Consider the following 16,480-nt stretch of genomic DNA (forward strand, 5'->3'; position numbering starts at 1 on the left):
TCCTCCACCAGAGATTGGGATAGTTGATACAGAGATTATGGCAAAGAACGCCCGCCACAGCACCCATGCTCCGAAATGGAGCAATGAATTCCCTGTTGCACTAGAATGGTGCTCTCCACCGCTGCAATATATCGCTATAGGGCGTAATTGCTAGGGGTGAGAGCAATGGCATACTTCCTGCTATGCATGGGCCGAGCGCGCATTGAGCGACTGCAAAGTGCGCGACGACTCTCTACAATTTGATTCCCCGCCGGCCCGGATTGATGGCCGGTCACACAGGTCATCCACAGGAGTTATGAGCATGGCGGTCGCCGACGTTCTGAAACAAATTAAAGAAAACGACATCCGTTTCGTCGATCTGCGTTTTACCGACACCATCGGCAAGGAACAGCACGTTACCGTGCCGTCTCATGTTGTTAACGAAGAGTGGTTCAGCAATGGCCATGCTTTCGATGGGTCTTCCATTACCGGCTGGAAAGGCATTCAAGCCTCCGACATGTTACTGATGCCGGACCCGGCAACGGCCAATATCGACCCGTTCTTTGATGAGCCTACCCTGTTCATGACCTGCGATGTCATCGAACCTGACACTGGCAAGGGTTACGATCGCGACCCACGTTCCATCGCCAAGCGCGCCGAGGCTTATCTGAAGGCATCCGGCCTTGGTGATACCGCCTATTTTGGCCCGGAACCTGAATTCTTTATTTTCGACGGCGTGCAGTGGAACGTCGATATGACCGGCTGCTTCCTGAAGATTTCTTCGGACGAAGGCGCCTGGGCTTCCAACAGCGCGACTGAGGGCGGCAACAGCGGCCATCGTCCACGCGTGAAGGGTGGCTACTTCCCTGTGCCTCCCGTCGATAGCCACCAGGATATCCGCGCCGCCATGGTGGTGGTGCTGGAAGAGCTGGGCGTGCCAGTCGAAGTGTTCCACCATGAAGTGGCCAACGCGGGCCAAAATGAGATCGGCACCAAGTTCAGCACCCTGACCCAGCGCGCTGACTGGACCCAGATCCTGAAGTACGTGGTGCACAATGTGGCGCACCAGTACGGCAAGACGGCGACCTTCATGCCTAAGCCGATCGTTGGCGACAATGGTTCGGGCATGCATGTGCACCAGTCTGTCTGGAAAGATGGCAAGAATCTGTTCGCAGGTAATGGCTATGCCGGTCTTTCGGAATTCGCCATCTATTACATCGGCGGCATCATCAAGCATGCCAAAGCGTTGAACGCGATCACGAATCCGGGCACTAACTCTTACAAACGTCTGGTTCCGCACTATGAAGCCCCGGTAAAGCTGGCTTACTCTGCCCGTAACCGTTCGGCATCAATCCGCATTCCCCACGTGCAATCGGATAAGGGACGTCGTATTGAAGCCCGCTTCCCCGATCCACTGGCCAATCCGTACTTGGCTTTCTCGGCGCTCTTGATGGCGGGTCTCGATGGTGTGCAGAACAAGATCCACCCTGGCGACCCAGCCGATAAGAATCTGTACGACCTGCCGCCGGAAGAAGATAAGCTGATCCCGACCGTTTGCGCTTCGTTGGATGAAGCGTTGGATGCGTTGGATAAAGACCGCGAGTTCCTGACCCGTGGAGGCGTGTTCACCAATGAATGGATTGATTCCTACATCGAACTGAAGATGAACGACGTCAACAAGATCCGTATGACGACGCATCCGGTTGAATTCGATATGTACTACTCGCTTTGAGCCGTGTCTGAGTAGCAAGAGAACCGCGCCAGCAATACGGTTGGCGCGGTTTTTATTTTTGGGTTATTGCGTGATCCATTATTTGCCATGCGGGTTATCAATCACATAGCGCCAGCCGGCCTGTTTGTCATAGCGCAGTGTTTCCAAGGCAACACCCTCTTGCTCTCCGAGTTTCCAGTGGCTGCGGGTCATCGCCAGATCGCCATTGATATAGATGCTTCGAGCCAGGGTTTTGATGGGTAAGGTGGCACCCATATAGGCGGAAAGCGCCTTAACCACGTTGTCCCGTCCTTCGACTCGCGAACCATCTGCTGCAATGAATATGGCTTTTGGTTCAAACAGGCTACCTAATCCTTCCTTATTTCCTTCAGTCAGGTACTGTGCGAAAAGGCGATGCACATCTTCCACGGTGGCTGGCATTTCTGCTGCATAAACGGTACTTGAGGCAAGCATCGCCCCCATCAATAGCCGCTTGAGGGTTCTTCCCGGGACGGTTTGGGTAGATGCCATGGTGGGTTGTTTGGAACTGATCCGACCTTGCAGGTGAATGCGTAACATATTGAATTCCTTCATAAAGCAGACAGGTTTGTTGTGTCGGATGTAATGATGCATACTTTGCTTTACTAAATAAAGTAGGTTCCTTTTGGTAACTACTATGAAAGAAATTCGCACAGAACAGCCCCATTGCCCGGTCGATGGGGTGATGCATTTGTTATTCGCCAAGTGGTCAGCCCATATCATCTGGGTTTTGGGAGCAGAAGGCGCGCAACGGTTTGGTGAGCTCAAACGCAGGCTGGACCCTATTTCGACCAAGACCTTGACAGAGCGTCTGCGGGAGTTGGAAATGGGGACGCTGCTTCACCGCGAGGTGGTGGCAACCATTCCCCCGCAGGTAACTTATTCACTGACAGCTAAGGGAACGGCGATCCACGGTGTGGTCGATCAGTTGGTGGTTCTCGCCAATAAGTGGGAGTCGGAAACGCCAAACGACTCAATGCAGTAGCCTGCATTGAAACTACGGTTGGCTAGTGATCAATCCGAGTACCTGAAGGTACTTTGTAGACAGGGCTAGACAACACTTCCGGTCTTGTATTGTCCTCGCCCCGCCTGTTTTGCGGCATAGAGCAGGTTATCTGCAGTGGAAATCAGCTTTTCCGGGCCTTCATCCCGTGGATTGGGCGCAGAGGCGACACCCAGGCTGATGGTGACAACGTCGGCGATATCGGATCGGGCATGTGCGATACCTAGTTGGCGAACGGCCAATTCCATCTCATGTGCCATGGTTTCGGCGCCAGACAACGGGGTTTCGGGCAGGATGCAAACGAATTCCTCGCCACCATACCGCGCGACGAGGTCGTGGGAACGGTTGATGCACTTGCGCAGTGCATTTGCGACGGCACGAAGGCAAAGGTCACCGGCTTGATGACCATAATGGTCGTTGTAACGCTTGAAGAAATCGATATCGAGAATAATCAACGATAACGTCTGACCGGAGCGTAAGCTGCGGCGCCATTCAGATGCCAGTGTCTCATCAAAATTACGCCGGTTGGCGACGCCAGTCAGGCCGTCGACAAAAGCGAGTGAGCGAAGCAGATCGGATTGGCGTTTCAACGTAAGGTGGGTACGTACTCGGGCCCGTACCACCTTGGGGTTGACGGGCTTGCTGATAAAGTCGACTGCACCCGCATCAAGCCCTTTTTCCTCATCGGTCGGATTGTCCTGCGCAGTGACGAAGATAACGGGAATATCCTGCGTCAGCGGGTCTTGCTTGAGCTGCCGACAGACCTCGTAACCATCCAGGTCGGGCATGATCACATCGAGCAGAATCAAATCCGGCTGCTTGTTCTGGCAAAACTCCAATGCCTGGGTACCACTTGTTGCCATGAAGACCTCGTGGTCGTTATGGAAGATCTGGTACATCGTCTGGATATTGATGGCCTGATCATCGACCAACAATAAACAGGGCCGGTCTTCTGGCGCATCAAGCAACGGGTTTGTGCGATGTGTGTCTGAGGCATTGCTCATGCGATTACCGAGCGTAAGTTACGGCATTTTTCCAATGCCAGTTTGAAGTCGAGACGGTACATCGCCTCGTCGAGTGGCTGCAGATGCTCGGTGAGTATCGGGCCAAACGTTTGCTGCAGTTCAGAAAAGACATCGGTAGCACGCATATTGCCATCCTTCAGCAAGGACTCCAGTTCGGTGAGCGATGCTTCAAAGGCTGGTTTGTCCAGGGCTTTATCTGCAACAACAGGATGGGATGGTATCTCTGCTGCTAATTTGTCGGCAATCTGTGTCAGCGCTCGGCTGTTTTGTTCGATCAATTTGGCGAGCGTGATAATCATATCTGCATTTGCAGCAGCGTCGCGTGGTTGGCGCAACTGTTGCTCGGCCTGGGCGATGAAACCTGCTAACCCCCTGGCGCCAACCGTACCGGCCAAGCCTTTCAGCGTATGCAACAGGCGACCTGCTTCAACCAGTGTGGCGTGCTGAAGATGCGCTTGCAGTTCATTGACCATGACTGCGGCATCATGGTTGAAGGAATGAATCATGCGCACAAATAGGTCCTGATTGCCGCTTAATCGTTGCAAGGCGACATCCGGTTCTATATCGAGCTCAGCAGCCAGGGTGGAGATCGATGGATTGATAAGGCGTGTGCTGCCTGGCGCAATGGCTGCGATCTGTGGACGGTCGCAATGATGAAGCAGGGTACTGACAACCGAATCAAGGTGGATGGGCTTGCCGATGTGGTCGTTCATCCCTGCTGCAATGCAGGCTACCTTGTCCGAGGCCATGGCATTTGCCGTCATAGCGATGATGGGTAAGGTGCGAGTGTTTGGCTTGAGACGTATCTCGCGGGTTGCTGCGTAGCCATCCATATCTGGCATCTGAATGTCCATCAGCACGGCATCGAAAGGTGGCTGGGCGCTGGTGGCGCGTGCTACGCCGGCCAAGCCGCCGCTGGCTACTTCCACATAAGCGCCTTCTGCAGATAGTAGTTCTTGCGCTACCTGTTGATTCATCAGGTTGTCTTCCACAACGAGCAGGCGCAACCCTTGCAGACGGTGCAGTCCCGGTTGGCTACTACGTTGTTGGGACTGAATCTCGCCTGCCGTCGCATTGACTACCGCATCAAGCAGCATGGAGGCTGTGACAGGTTTGACCAGGAATCCGTCTAGCGTAGAAGGATACAGCTGTATCTTGTCGGCCAATATGTCGCGGCCATATGCGCTGACCATGATGACCGCAGGCTCTTGCTTGCCTTGTTGCAGCAGGCGAATGTGACGGGCGGTTTCCCAGCCATCCATATCCGGCATCTTCCAATCCATGAAGACCACATCGTAGGGAGCGGTATCCGCATCGTTGTGTTGCAGGAGGCTCAGGGCTTCTCTACCACTGCTTGCCGTGTCCACTTGCCAGCCCAGGATATGAACCATGTCCGAAAGAACTTCGCGGGCTGTTGTGCTGTCGTCCACGATCAGTACCCGCATTCCGTTTTCATTGCCGGAAAGTCTGTGTACGAGGGGTAAAAGGCTATCGTTGACCATCACTCTGCCAACGTTCAGTTTAAGCGTGAAGTAGAAACGGCTGCCTACACCGGGGGTGCTTTCGACAGCGAGTGTGCCGCCCATAAGTTTGACCAGGCGCTGACAGATCGCTAAGCCAAGGCCGGTTCCGCCAAACCGTCGGGTAGTAGAAGCCTCGGCCTGTGTGAACCCTTCAAAGATGTGCTGTAGTGCCTCTTTGGCAATGCCGATGCCTGTGTCTCTGATAGTAAAGAGTATTTCAGCCTGGTCAGCCTGCAAGGAAAGGCAGTCGAGTGACACCACTACTTCGCCCTGCTGGGTGAACTTGACCGCATTGCCAGCAAGATTAATCAGTACCTGTTGCAGCCGCAGTGCGTCGCCCATCAATAGCGATGGCAAACTCGCGTCGATGGAAAACAGAACTTCGACGGCATTGCTGCTTGCACCGGCTGCCAGAATGACCGACAAGTCCCGCATCAGTTTGTCCGGTCGGAAAGGTTGGTTTTCCAAGACAATCTTGCCGGCTTCAACTTTTGAAAAGTCGAGTATGTCATTCAGAATGCCAAGCAACGATTGGGCTGCCGATAGTGTCTTGCCCGCGTAGTCTTGCTGTTGCACGGTCAATTCTGTGCGCTGCAGTAACTGCACCATACCGAGTATGGCGTTCATGGGAGTGCGGATCTCATGACTCATATTGGCCAGGAACTGGCTTTTTGCGGTACTGGCGAGCTCAGCCTGCCGTTTTGCTTCCTTGAGCGTGCTTTCGTATTCCCTGGCCTGCGTTACATCGCGACCAATTCCCAGATAGCCCAGCAACTCTCCATTGGCTGAACGTATAGTGGTGATGATCAGCGTCATTGTGAAATGGCTGCCATCCTTGCGTACATAGGTCCAGTCCATTTGTTCGACGCCATCCCTCTCCGCCTTGCAGGTGAAGACATCAAAACCGGAAATTTCTTTACCGAATTCGGCTTGTAATTGCAGGCTGTGTTGAGCGATTTCTTCCGGTAGGTGGAGGGTAGCGGGTGTACGTAGACCAATCATCTCATCAGCGCGGTAACCAAGCAGGCGTTCAGCGCCCCGATTGAAGATCGTGATCAGACCATGAGGGTCGGTTGCGATGATGGAGATTTCGGTGGCCGAATCGAGCACGCTGCGCAACAGGCCACTGGTACTGCGTAGGGCTTCTTCAGCCTGTTTACGCGTTGTAATGTCCATATGGGTGCCTGACATCTGCAGTGGACGCGCAGTGGTTGTCCAGCGGTTGACCTTACCGCGGGCCAGTACCCAGATCCATGCGCCATTCTTGTGGCGCATGCGCATTTCGCATTCGTAGTCGGGCTGAACGCCATTGAAATGCAGATTCAACTGCTCTTCCGCTAATGGCAGGTCTTCGGGGTGAATCAACGCCTTCCAGATATCTATATTGAGCGGGGACGGCTCATCTTTGTTGTAGCCAAGGATCTCGGACCAGCGATCATTGATGACAACATCCCCGCTTGGAACATGCCATTCCCACGTTCCGGCACTGGTGCCGGCGAGGATGGCATCCAGGCGTTCTCGCTTTGTCGCAAGAGCCTGCTCAACATCTTTGATACTGGACTGGTCGAGCATATAGCCACGCAGGCCGAGCAGGTTGCCCAAGTCATCACGATCCGCGGTATTGAAGTCATAAAACCATCGATAGCTGCCATCCTTACAACGGAGGCGATAACTCAGTTCGATATGGCTCTGGTTACTGGCAACAAATTGCGTGATGGCGGACTGTACTTGTTCGGCTTCCTCTGGGTGCAGGAGCGTGGCAAATCGAAATCCCTCCGCGGTGATTTCATCTGTGGCATAACCCAGCACAGTGACCGCATTGCGGGATACGTATTCAATAGGCCAACCGGTACTTGGTTGCCAGATGCGTACCAGTACCGGCCCACCGGCAAACAGGTCGCGCTCACGTTGTACTTCTTCTGCCGCCAGTTTCTGTTGGGTGATATCTTGAATCTGGACCACGAAGTAGAGCACCTCGTCAGCCCTGTCGCGTACTGCGGATGCGGATAGTTTCACCCAGACCAACTCACCGTTCTTACAGATGTAGCGGTTGTCCAGATGATGACTGCCGCGTTTACCGTTCAGGATATCTTCCAGCAATGCTTGATTGGCTGGCAGATCGTCATGGTGGGTAATGCTGCAGAAAGTGAGATGACTAATTTCCTCGATGCTGTAGCCAACGATATCAGCCAGCGCTTGGTTGGACTGAATGATGCAACCCTCTCTGCTGACCAATGCCATGCCGATGGCAGCGCCATCGAAGGAGGACCGGAAACGTTCTTCCGCTTCCCGTAGCAGATCGGCGGCTTTGCGTTCTTCTGTGACATCTTCATTGGTGCCCACCATTCGTACGGGTTGACCTTGTTCATCCATGATCAGTTGCCCATGCGATTGCACAATGCGCAATTGACCATCGTTGTAACGCTTCATCCGGAAGGTGGCATTAAAGGGGTGTTTGCCCGCGATGGCAGACGCCAGGGCGGCTTCGGCTTCGGCAACGTCTTCAGGTGGAACCAATCGTTCCCACATTGCATAGTTTGCATATGCGGGATCTTTGGGCAGGCCGTATAGCTGGTACATGTTTTCATCCCACTGCGACTCGCGGGTGATCAGGTCATACTCCCATACGGCTACACCGGCAGCCTCGGTTGCCAGCTGTAAGCGCGCTGCACTTTGCTGCAGGGTATCGGCGGCTTGTTTCTGTATGCTGATATCTCGAAATACCATGACCCAGCTATAGGTATGTGCTGCCCCCTGATTGGCGGTACAACTGATGCTGACCGGCAGACGTTTACCCATCGCTACCGGTAACCATGTGTCCGGTAGTTCGCGGATTTCTCCTTCGTAGGGTTCTGGGCGTAACAACTGCGTCAGAGTTGGCTGCCCTGATTGTTCGAGTCGGGTAAAGAGGCTCTCCTTATCGAGACTATCCTCTGTCCATCCGGTCAGCTTTTTAGCTGCTGCGTTGATGTAGCTGGTTCTACCCGCGGCATCGAAATAAATCACCCCTTCATTGGCAATGTCGAGAATACGGCGATGATTTGCCCTGAGGTTAGTGAATTGGCGGCGACGGCGTTGAAGCAGGATCAGGCTTCCCACCATCAAGCAGGTAAGCAGCAGATACAACAGTACTTGTGATCGTAAGCTGTCATACCAGGGCATCAGTATGGTCGACTGGAGATGGCTTACCGCGATAACCAGCGGTTTGTTCATCTGTAAATCGGGTGGCGAGACAGTGTACTGGGCGACCTGCCGCCACTCGCCAGTCATATAAAGTTTTCCGCTCATCAAAGACTCTTGTTTGCCTCGGTTGCGATGAAGCGTGAAGAGGCTGCTCGGTACTGCAAGGTTCTTCCCTAGCAGGCTGGTTTTCTGGGACGGTGTCATCAGGAAGATGAGGCCATCACCATGTGCTATGGCGCTCCACATATCGGATGTGAAGAGCACCGATGACATCAATGTTTGGAAGTAGTGACGGTCCAGTGTCGCCATGACCACACCATTAAACTCGCCTTGTGGTCCCGATATGATTCGCGACAGGCTAAGTGCATAGCTATAACCGCTGTCGCTACGAAACGGTGGGGAAACGTATAGGTTATTGGTATTGCGTTCGCGGCGTGGAACAGAGAAATACGAATAGCTGGCAAGTTCTCTGCCCATGAGTTTTGGACTGCTGGTTGCCTTGACTATGCCATTACGGTCCAGCACTGAAATGTTATGGATGCCTGGTTGTGCGTTGGCCAGGATGGGCAAGTACAAACCGATATGCGACCAGTCTGCCCCGTCTTTCATTTGGGAGAGCCGAATGCTGAGGTCTTTTAACAGCTTATCAGTGGTATGCAGTTGGGCGTCCATATTCTGGGCGATTACCCTTGCCTGATTCTGTAGACGTGCGCCTGCGCGGCTTTCAACTGCTTGTTTGTCCAGGTAGAGTCCGGCACCCATGCTTATGCCCAGCAGCAGCAGGCATAGCAGTACCAAAAGCCACTGCATGCGGAATGGGGACATAGAAGTCATATCGTTGGTCTGGTCCTGCTTGGGAAGAAAGTACGCCTGGAATCTGTGCAAGGTTTGTCGAGCGAAGGCGTTACGGCGTTGGAAAGGAACCTGTTCACGATCTTACTGTGCGGCAGTGATCAGGGTTTACTGTGCTGCTCTGCACTCCGCTGACAGCAGTTCGTGATAGATCTGGGGCAGGTTCTAAGACATTGACGCGTTGATACCCATAAGTTGAGAGAGAATGATTGCCGTACTGTCTAACTTGCGCTGATGGGCTGTATATGGATACTTGCGTGTTCTCTCGTAATACATAGTCCAAGGAACACTATGAAACCTGTTGTTTCCCGTATGGAATCGTTCATTTTTGCAAGCCGTTGGCTGCAAGCACCGCTGTACCTGGGCCTGATCGTTGCGCAGGCTGTGTATGTATTTAAGTTTATGCGCGAGCTCATGCATCTGGTTACTGCCGCCAACAGTATGGATGAGACGGCGATCATGCTGATCGTACTGGGCTTGATCGATGTTGTGATGATCGCCAATCTGCTGATCATGGTTGTGATTGGTGGCTACGAGACCTTCGTATCCAAGATTGATTCCTTGGAAAAACACGAAGATCGGCCCGAATGGCTTTCGCATGTGAATGCGGGTGTGCTCAAAACCAAGTTGGCGCTTGCGTTGATCAGTATTTCCTCTATTCATTTGCTCAAGACTTTCATCGGATTGAGCCTTCCAAATGTCACTCATCCTGCGGACTACCACAGTAATGTCATGTGGCAGGTGCTGATCCATTGCACTTTCCTTATCTCGGCAGTGGTCATGGCGTTTACTGATAGGTTGATGCAGCCTAAGGGACACTAAGAATCTGTCTAAAGTCTGCTGTGCGTCAGCAATACGGCGTTGAAAACACCCTCGGAATGCTCATTTACCACGCGTAAGCTCCGCTTCCTCGGCTGTTTTCGTCTTGTCTTGCTCTAGCTCGCGAGACTTTAGATAGGTTCTAAGAGCCTATTTACGATCTTACTGCGCAGCTGTGATCAGGGCTTATATGCTTCTGCGCCCTGCTGGCAGCTGCTCGTGATAGACCGTAAACAGGTGCTAAGGACCTAGACACTTTCGACAAGTTTGGGGAAAGGTCAGTTTGTTACTCGGAATGTTCTGCAAAGGCGCAGCTGACAATATGGCGCGCTTGCTGAGCGTGCATTTGGCCTTGAGCGCTGCTGTATTTGAACACCTCATCTCAGCCACGATGGGCAGCAAATAGGTGCCAAGTAGGAATAGACGGGAGGATGTTCTTTTTGTTTCAAACTTCTGCGCGGCGTAACCAACCTGTTACCGACCAACGAGGGCGTGTTGCAGGTTGGACTGCGTGCCAGAAGCGCTCTGAAGTGAACAGCACCAGGCGTCCAGCCTGAGGGGCGATATCCCGGTATTCCGCTTGGCCTTCGGCATCAAGCCATAAGCGCAGGTGACCGCCATCTGTGTCCTGCCAGTCTTCGTTCAGATAGAACACGCAGGAAATCACGCGCGCAGAATTATCGCGGAACCGATCGAGATGGCGTTGGTAAAAGCCCCCGGCAGGGTAATGAGCATAATGAAATTCGCCCTCATGAATTCCCAGATACAAACTGCGGTTCAGCTCGGTCTGCAAGGCTTCAATATTTGCCCAGTATGGTAACTCGGCGGGTTGGCGGTCGATCGGGTCCAGCCAGCGTACCGCATCGCTCCGGATATCATCCCGAATCTGTTGTTGGGTAGCCCGGCCGATACCGGCACGGTGAAATTCTCCGGCAGCGTAACGTCGCTCACCCTCGACTCTCAAAGCGGTGATCTGGGCGGGTGTCAGGAATCCGTCCACCACAACCCATCCTTGTTCAGCAAGCGCATCGATAATGGCTGGCAGGCGGTGAGTGAGTTCAGTCATGGTGTAGAGATCAATTAGAAAAACAAACAGCTGCTACAGGTTGCTTTGTTACTGTCGTTCGAAGCGAACCAACGCCAGGCTGCCAAGTAGATTGGGCAGGAAGGTAATGCGGCGTCCTTGATGCATCACGATCTGGCTGGTAATACGCGCACCATGCTTGGCCAGAAGGGCGTCAAAGTCATTCAAGGTACATAGGTGAATATTGGGTGTGTTGTACCACTGGTAGGGAATGGTCTCGGAGACTGGCATGCGGCCAAGCGCCAATTGATATCGGTTTTCCCAGTAGCCGAAGTTGGGAAAGGTGACGATCCCAGTCCGACCAACACGCAGCATTTCGTCGATGATGGCCTCTACATGCTTCATCGACTGAATGGTCAGTGAGAGTACGACATAGTCAAAGCTGTTGGCCTCAAAGCCCGCCAAGCCTGATTCGAGGTCGCGCTGGATGACGTTTACACCGCGTGTGGTGCAGCCAATTACTCCCGCCATATCGATTTCGATGCCGTAGCCACTTGCCTGCTTATTGGTATGCAGGTGTGCCAGTAGCTCGCCATCGCCGCAGCCAAGGTCCAGGACGCGGGTACCTGGGGCGATCCAGCTTGCGATGCGCGCAAGGTCTGGCCGGAGTTCGCTGATGGTATTCATGCGTGCACCTCATCCGCTACACGATTAAGGTAGGCATGCATCAGTTGCATATAGGGCTCGTCAGTCATCAGGAAGGCATCATGGCCGTGAACTGATTCAATTTCCGCATAACTGACAGATTTCTTCGCATCAAGCAGGGCTTTGACCGTTTCACGCGAACGTTCTGGCGAAAAGCGCCAGTCGGTAGTGAAGCTGATCACCAGAAATTTGGCATCGGTAGCGGCCAGCGCGGCAGAAAGGCTGCCACCAAAGTGGCGGGCAGGGTCGAAGTAGTCCAACGCTTTGGTCATCAATAAATAAGTGTTGGCATCGAAGACGTCGGCAAAGCGATCGCCCTGGTAGCGCAGATAGCTTTCAATCTCGAATTCGGTTTCGTAGCTGAACTGGTACCCATCACTTTTCAACTGGCGCCCGAACTTACCTCCCATGCCTTCATTCGAAAGGTAGGTGATATGGCCCAGCATCCGCGCCAGCCGTAGACCACGACGCGGTACCACACCATGTTGGTAGTAGTCCCCACCATAAAATTCCGGGTCCGTAAGAATGGCATTACGGGCAACATCGTTAAAGGCAATGTTCTGTGCCGTGAGCTTGGGGGCCGAGGCGATGTTGATACAATGCCGTACGCGATGTGGGAAGGTGACTGTCCAACGTAATGCCTGCATGCCACCGAGGCTGCCGCCAATCACTGCAGCCCATTTATCGATGCCGAGCCTGTCAGCGAGTTTGGCCTGCGATTGCACCCAATCATTGACCACGACGACAGGAAATACTGCTCCCCAAGGCTTGCCTGTTGCCGGGTTGATGCTGACCGGCCCGGTTGAGCCATGACAGCCGCCCAGATTATTCAAGCCCACCACGAAGAAACGATTGGTATCAATCGGTTTGCCGGGGCCGACCATGGTGTCCCACCAGCCTGGGTATTTGTCATCTTCGGCATAGCGGCCTGCCACATGATGGTTACCCGACAACGCGTGGCAAATCAGCACGGCATTTGATCTGTTCGCATTGAGGGTGCCGTAGGTTTCATACATCAGCTGGAAACCAGGCAGGACAGCCCCCCCTTGTAGTGGGAAGGGGTCATCAAAAACAGCACATTGGGCGGTAACGAGGTTGAGGGAGCGAGCGTCTTGGTTCATGGAGTGCTACGTTACAGCAGCCAACGTCACAATGCTTGCTTTACCGCAGCGATAACAGTTTGTACATCAGCGTCGCTCATAGTTGGGCCGATGGGTAGGCTCAATACTTCAGCATGGATCCGCTCGGCGATGGGTAGGCTGCCGGCAGTAAATCCGAGCTCTGCGTAGGCTGGCTGCAAGTGTGGTGGCGTTGGGTAATGGATGACAGTGCCAATACCCAGCTCAGTGAGTTTCGCCTGTAAGCGATCGCGATTTGGATGTCGGATGACAAAGAGATGCCAGACGGGCTCCATGCTATCAGGGACAACCGGGAGCGCAATCGGGAGGCCAGCTAATCCAGCCATATACTGGCTGGCAATGTCGCGCCGTCTTGCGTTATCCGTATCCATGAAGGGCAATTTGACGCCCAACAAAGCGGCTTGCAACTCATCCAGGCGGCAGTTGAAGCCTTTTACCTCGTTCACATACTTGGTTCGCGACCCGTAATTGAGCAAGACGCGAACCTGCTCGTCCAGCGTTGCGTCATTGGTGGTAATGGCGCCGGCATCACCCAATGCGCCCAGGTTTTTGCCCGGGTAGAAGCTGAATCCGGCTGCGTCGCCCAGTTTGCCTACCCTCCGGCCCTTGTAATAAGCACCATGCGCTTGTGCGGCATCTTCAATCACCTTCAGGCCATGCTTTGCCGCAATTGCCATGATGGGGTCCATATCGGCAGGTTGGCCGTACAGATGCACGGCCATGATCGCCTTGGTACGGGGCGTGATTGCGGCTTCAATCAAAGCAGGGTCAAGATTATAGGTGGCTTCGATGGGTTCGACCGGTACAGGAGTCGCTCCTGCATAGGTTACGGCCAGCCAGCTGGCGATGTAAGTATTGGATGGGACGATTACTTCATCTCCTGCACCAATGCCGTACGCCCTTAAGATCAAATGCAAGGCATCCAAACCGTTGCTTACGCCCACCGCATGCTGACTGCCACAGTAAGCCGCAAAATCTGCTTCAAACCGCTTTACTTCCGCACCCAGGATATACCAACCAGAGTCGAGCACACGGGCAAAGGCGGCCTTCAATGCGTCGGATTGGCGTTGGTTGATGGATTTGATGTCGAGGAAAGGAATGGACATAACAATACTTACTAAAAAATTACAAAGTTCGCACTACACGGGCCGGGTTGCCGATGACTACCGAACGAGGCGGTACATCACGGGTGACAACGCTTCCCGCACCTACCATGGCTTCTTCACCGATAGTGATGCCGGGGAGGATCGTCGCATTTGCACCGATTGAGGCGCCTCTCTGTACCAGAGTACGGGGAAAGCTCTCCGGATATTGGCGGGAGCGAGGGAATGGGTCATTGCTGAATGTGGCATTAGGTCCTACAAAGACATCGTCTTCCAGCGTTATACCATCCCATAGCTGTACGCCAGACTTCACCGTGACACGGTCACCGACGACGACATCGTTCTCGATCAGACAATGTGCGCAGATGTTTGAGTCTTGCCCGATGCGAGCACCAGCAAGAATGACCACATACTGCCATATGCGGGTGCCTTCACCGATGGCTTGAGTTTGAACATCGCTAAGCGGGTGAATCATAATTGGTTTGCCGGCTTTGTCATTGCCAGGAACTCGGCCTTATCACGGACGTAGTCGCTCTCATCGTAGAGTGAGTCTGCCAGTACCATCAGCACACAGTCCTCGGAAAAGTCATACATTTCTCGCCAGACCATCGCCTCAAGCAATAGACCTTGTGCGGGATTGTCCAGAAAAAGCTCAATTTGTTCGTTGCCATCATCGAGCAGGAAACGGCAGCTGCCACGGACGGCGATAACCAATTGCTTAAGGTTCTTGTGCGCATGAAAGCCACGCCGAACCCCTTCCTTGGTTTCGAACATGTAATACACCCGACGTACAGTAAAGGGGACATTTCTGCCCTCCTCTAGCGCAATCAGTGAGCCGCGATCATCGCCGTGTTTTTGAAGTGGTAAGAGTTTGATGTTCAATTTGGTATATTGGGCTGAAAACTAGATTAGGGCGTGGGTAAGATACTGTCCCATGTTAACCGCCAGAAGACTAAGAACCTGTTCAAAGTCTGCTGTGTGTCAGCAAATACGGCATTGAACACACCCTCAGAACGCTCATTTACCATTCGTAAACTCCGCTTCCTAGGTCATTTCTGCCTTGTCTTGCTTTAGCTTATGAGACTTTGAGCAGCTTCTAAGAGTTTAAATCAAAGTTAATTAATGCTTCTCGAATGTGGGCGCCATCAATAGTGTAGTTTCTATGATAAAGGTCATGACTTGATTTTGCCCCGGTATGAAAAGTAAGGTATCGCATATCTACGCCGCTAATTTTAGCTAGTGTAGAGAAAGCTGAAAAGTCAGCATATTCCTCAGCCATCCAGCAGAGTGCTTTCGTGCCTTCCTGGCAGAATAGGATGTTTGACCAAGCTGCACCTGTTGGTCCTGCAATAACCTCAGCGCTTTGCATAAGCGCTACTTGCTCTGGGAAGCTAAGCTCCTCAGTAAAAACCTTTTCAAACCCGAAGCCGGCTAGAATAGAAAAAACTTCATCCTGATTGTAGTTCCTGCGATTCCCTTTGCGGCATAGAAAAACCCTTCTTCCTACACCGGGATTGGCAGCTTGAGTTTGCAAGCTGGCTACTGCTGTGTTTCTTAAGGCTTCTATCGTCGTCGGGTTAATAAAGAAATCCCCAGCTTCTAGATTAATGCCTTCTTCCAGATTGAATGGCAGGATGTTGGCAGAGTTTATGTAGATTAATTCTGTGATGACATAGCTGTGTTTAGGATCCAGAAAAGTAATACTTTTTTTCTGAGAAAATAACGCCAGGCTCTGTTGAAAACTCGGGAAATTAAGGGCTTCAGCACTTATTAATAAAGGATGGTCTTTATATTCTTGAGGTATCAGGTCAAGGAAAATCAATTTTGGTAGTATTTCTACTAGCCAGTGGTAATAGTTGGCTGCGCCATTTCCAGCAAGAAATATCCCCTTGTCGATGTAATCAATTCTCCCTATACGGACTTTAGCAACTTGCTTGTTATGACTAACCAGGTTTCCAGCTTCATAGATATAAGAAGCTAGGTTAGGACCCAATGGCCGCTCAATGATTACTTGACCTGTACTTGTTAGTATTGAAGAGGAATCTGCCTCAATACAAACGCGTTGGAAAAAATAGGCGTATACAGCAGGCAGCTGGACAGGCACAACCTCCTGACGTTGGGCTCCATGGCGGTATGGGCCATATGCCATGCCAGATGAAGCGGCGAGCAATGGTATCTTTTTGACACCAGTAAGCTCATCCAGCCAAGTAATTGTTGCTATTACGCGAATTTTCCTGTTTGCCAGCAGAAAGAGAAGTTTGATAAAACGTTTCTGGGTTTCGTTGCAATGCAGTGCAAAGCGCATGACCCTAGCTAAAAGCTGGTTCTTCAATGAATGGATGTTGAGAGTATCTTTTGGCATTCAATAATTCATT

Annotated in this window: 13 protein-coding genes; 3 read left to right on the forward strand and 10 right to left on the reverse strand. The window is 52.5% G+C overall.

Features of this window, described 5'->3' with window-relative positions:
* Positions 1-301: 301 nt before the first annotated feature.
* A complete protein-coding gene (gene glnA / locus ACUHMQ_RS00475) occupies positions 302-1,711 on the forward strand; it encodes a type I glutamate--ammonia ligase (RefSeq protein ID WP_445293469.1) in 1,410 nt (469 codons plus the stop codon).
* Between the two features lie 78 nt (positions 1,712-1,789).
* Here the strand turns inward: glnA and ACUHMQ_RS00480 are convergent, their stop codons facing one another.
* On the reverse strand, positions 1,790-2,269 hold the full coding sequence (locus ACUHMQ_RS00480) for a YybH family protein (RefSeq protein WP_445293470.1): 480 nt from the start codon (positions 2,267-2,269) through the stop codon (positions 1,790-1,792).
* Between the two features lie 97 nt (positions 2,270-2,366).
* Here ACUHMQ_RS00480 and ACUHMQ_RS00485 point away from each other — a divergent pair, with 97 nt between their 5' ends.
* Positions 2,367-2,714: a winged helix-turn-helix transcriptional regulator gene (locus ACUHMQ_RS00485; RefSeq protein WP_445293471.1), complete on the forward strand. Its 348-nt coding sequence runs from the start codon at positions 2,367-2,369 to the stop codon at positions 2,712-2,714.
* A gap of 65 nt (positions 2,715-2,779) precedes the next feature.
* On the opposite strand, the gene ACUHMQ_RS00490 is transcribed toward ACUHMQ_RS00485, so the two are convergent.
* Together ACUHMQ_RS00490 and ACUHMQ_RS00495 are read right to left on the reverse strand one after the other, a co-directional pair.
* The gene (locus ACUHMQ_RS00490) at positions 2,780-3,736 is read right to left on the reverse strand and encodes a diguanylate cyclase domain-containing protein (RefSeq protein WP_445293472.1); all 957 of its coding nucleotides are present in this window, start codon (positions 3,734-3,736) and stop codon (positions 2,780-2,782) included.
* Entirely contained in the window at positions 3,733-9,288 is a 5,556-nt protein-coding gene (locus ACUHMQ_RS00495; protein WP_445293473.1) for a PAS domain S-box protein, read from the reverse strand. Before ACUHMQ_RS00495 ends, ACUHMQ_RS00490 begins: the two co-directional genes overlap by 4 nt.
* 318 nt (positions 9,289-9,606) lie before the next feature.
* On the opposite strand from ACUHMQ_RS00495, the gene ACUHMQ_RS00500 reads away from it, so the two are divergent.
* Positions 9,607-10,137 (forward strand): TIGR00645 family protein, encoded by a 531-nt coding sequence (locus ACUHMQ_RS00500; protein WP_445293474.1) that lies wholly within the window; start codon positions 9,607-9,609, stop codon positions 10,135-10,137.
* 442 nt (positions 10,138-10,579) lie between these two features.
* Here the strand turns inward: ACUHMQ_RS00500 and ACUHMQ_RS00505 are convergent, their stop codons facing one another.
* The 7 genes from ACUHMQ_RS00505 to ACUHMQ_RS00535 all read right to left on the reverse strand — a co-directional run bounded on the left by ACUHMQ_RS00505 (position 10,580) and on the right by ACUHMQ_RS00535 (position 16,467).
* Positions 10,580-11,200, reverse strand: coding sequence for a 2OG-Fe(II) oxygenase (locus ACUHMQ_RS00505; protein WP_445293475.1), 621 nt, complete (start codon positions 11,198-11,200; stop codon positions 10,580-10,582).
* 48 nt (positions 11,201-11,248) lie between these two features.
* Positions 11,249-11,845 (reverse strand): methionine biosynthesis protein MetW, encoded by a 597-nt coding sequence (metW, locus tag ACUHMQ_RS00510; protein WP_445293476.1) that lies wholly within the window; start codon positions 11,843-11,845, stop codon positions 11,249-11,251.
* A complete protein-coding gene (gene metX, locus ACUHMQ_RS00515) occupies positions 11,842-12,984 on the reverse strand; it encodes a homoserine O-succinyltransferase MetX (protein WP_445293477.1) in 1,143 nt (380 codons plus the stop codon). The genes metW and metX overlap by 4 nt, the downstream gene beginning before the upstream one ends.
* A 26-nt stretch (positions 12,985-13,010) precedes the next feature.
* Entirely contained in the window at positions 13,011-14,108 is a 1,098-nt protein-coding gene (locus tag ACUHMQ_RS00520; RefSeq protein WP_445293478.1) for a DegT/DnrJ/EryC1/StrS family aminotransferase, read from the reverse strand.
* 19 nt (positions 14,109-14,127) lie between these two features.
* Positions 14,128-14,580, reverse strand: coding sequence for an acyltransferase (locus ACUHMQ_RS00525; RefSeq protein ID WP_445293479.1), 453 nt, complete (start codon positions 14,578-14,580; stop codon positions 14,128-14,130).
* A complete protein-coding gene (locus ACUHMQ_RS00530) occupies positions 14,577-14,987 on the reverse strand; it encodes a sugar 3,4-ketoisomerase (protein ID WP_445293480.1) in 411 nt (136 codons plus the stop codon). Before ACUHMQ_RS00530 ends, ACUHMQ_RS00525 begins: the two co-directional genes overlap by 4 nt.
* A 214-nt stretch (positions 14,988-15,201) precedes the next feature.
* Positions 15,202-16,467, reverse strand: a complete 1,266-nt coding sequence (locus ACUHMQ_RS00535) for a glycosyltransferase family 61 protein (protein ID WP_445293481.1) — start codon at positions 16,465-16,467, stop codon at positions 15,202-15,204.
* Between the last annotated feature and the right edge of the window lie 13 nt (positions 16,468-16,480).

Source organism: Chitinimonas violaceus (assembly GCF_052601015.1).

Coding starts and splice junctions, on each gene's coding strand:
- glnA (WP_445293469.1), top strand. CDS start 302: ATGGCGGTCGCCGACGTTCTGAAACAAATTAAAGAAAACGACATCCGT.
- ACUHMQ_RS00480 (WP_445293470.1), bottom strand. CDS start 2,269: ATGTTACGCATTCACCTGCAAGGTCGGATCAGTTCCAAACAACCCACC.
- ACUHMQ_RS00485 (WP_445293471.1), top strand. CDS start 2,367: ATGAAAGAAATTCGCACAGAACAGCCCCATTGCCCGGTCGATGGGGTG.
- ACUHMQ_RS00490 (WP_445293472.1), bottom strand. CDS start 3,736: ATGAGCAATGCCTCAGACACACATCGCACAAACCCGTTGCTTGATGCG.
- ACUHMQ_RS00495 (WP_445293473.1), bottom strand. CDS start 9,288: ATGTCCCCATTCCGCATGCAGTGGCTTTTGGTACTGCTATGCCTGCTG.
- ACUHMQ_RS00500 (WP_445293474.1), top strand. CDS start 9,607: ATGAAACCTGTTGTTTCCCGTATGGAATCGTTCATTTTTGCAAGCCGT.
- ACUHMQ_RS00505 (WP_445293475.1), bottom strand. CDS start 11,200: ATGACTGAACTCACTCACCGCCTGCCAGCCATTATCGATGCGCTTGCT.
- metW (WP_445293476.1), bottom strand. CDS start 11,845: ATGAATACCATCAGCGAACTCCGGCCAGACCTTGCGCGCATCGCAAGC.
- metX (WP_445293477.1), bottom strand. CDS start 12,984: ATGAACCAAGACGCTCGCTCCCTCAACCTCGTTACCGCCCAATGTGCT.
- ACUHMQ_RS00520 (WP_445293478.1), bottom strand. CDS start 14,108: ATGTCCATTCCTTTCCTCGACATCAAATCCATCAACCAACGCCAATCC.
- ACUHMQ_RS00525 (WP_445293479.1), bottom strand. CDS start 14,580: ATGATTCACCCGCTTAGCGATGTTCAAACTCAAGCCATCGGTGAAGGC.
- ACUHMQ_RS00535 (WP_445293481.1), bottom strand. CDS start 16,467: ATGCCAAAAGATACTCTCAACATCCATTCATTGAAGAACCAGCTTTTA.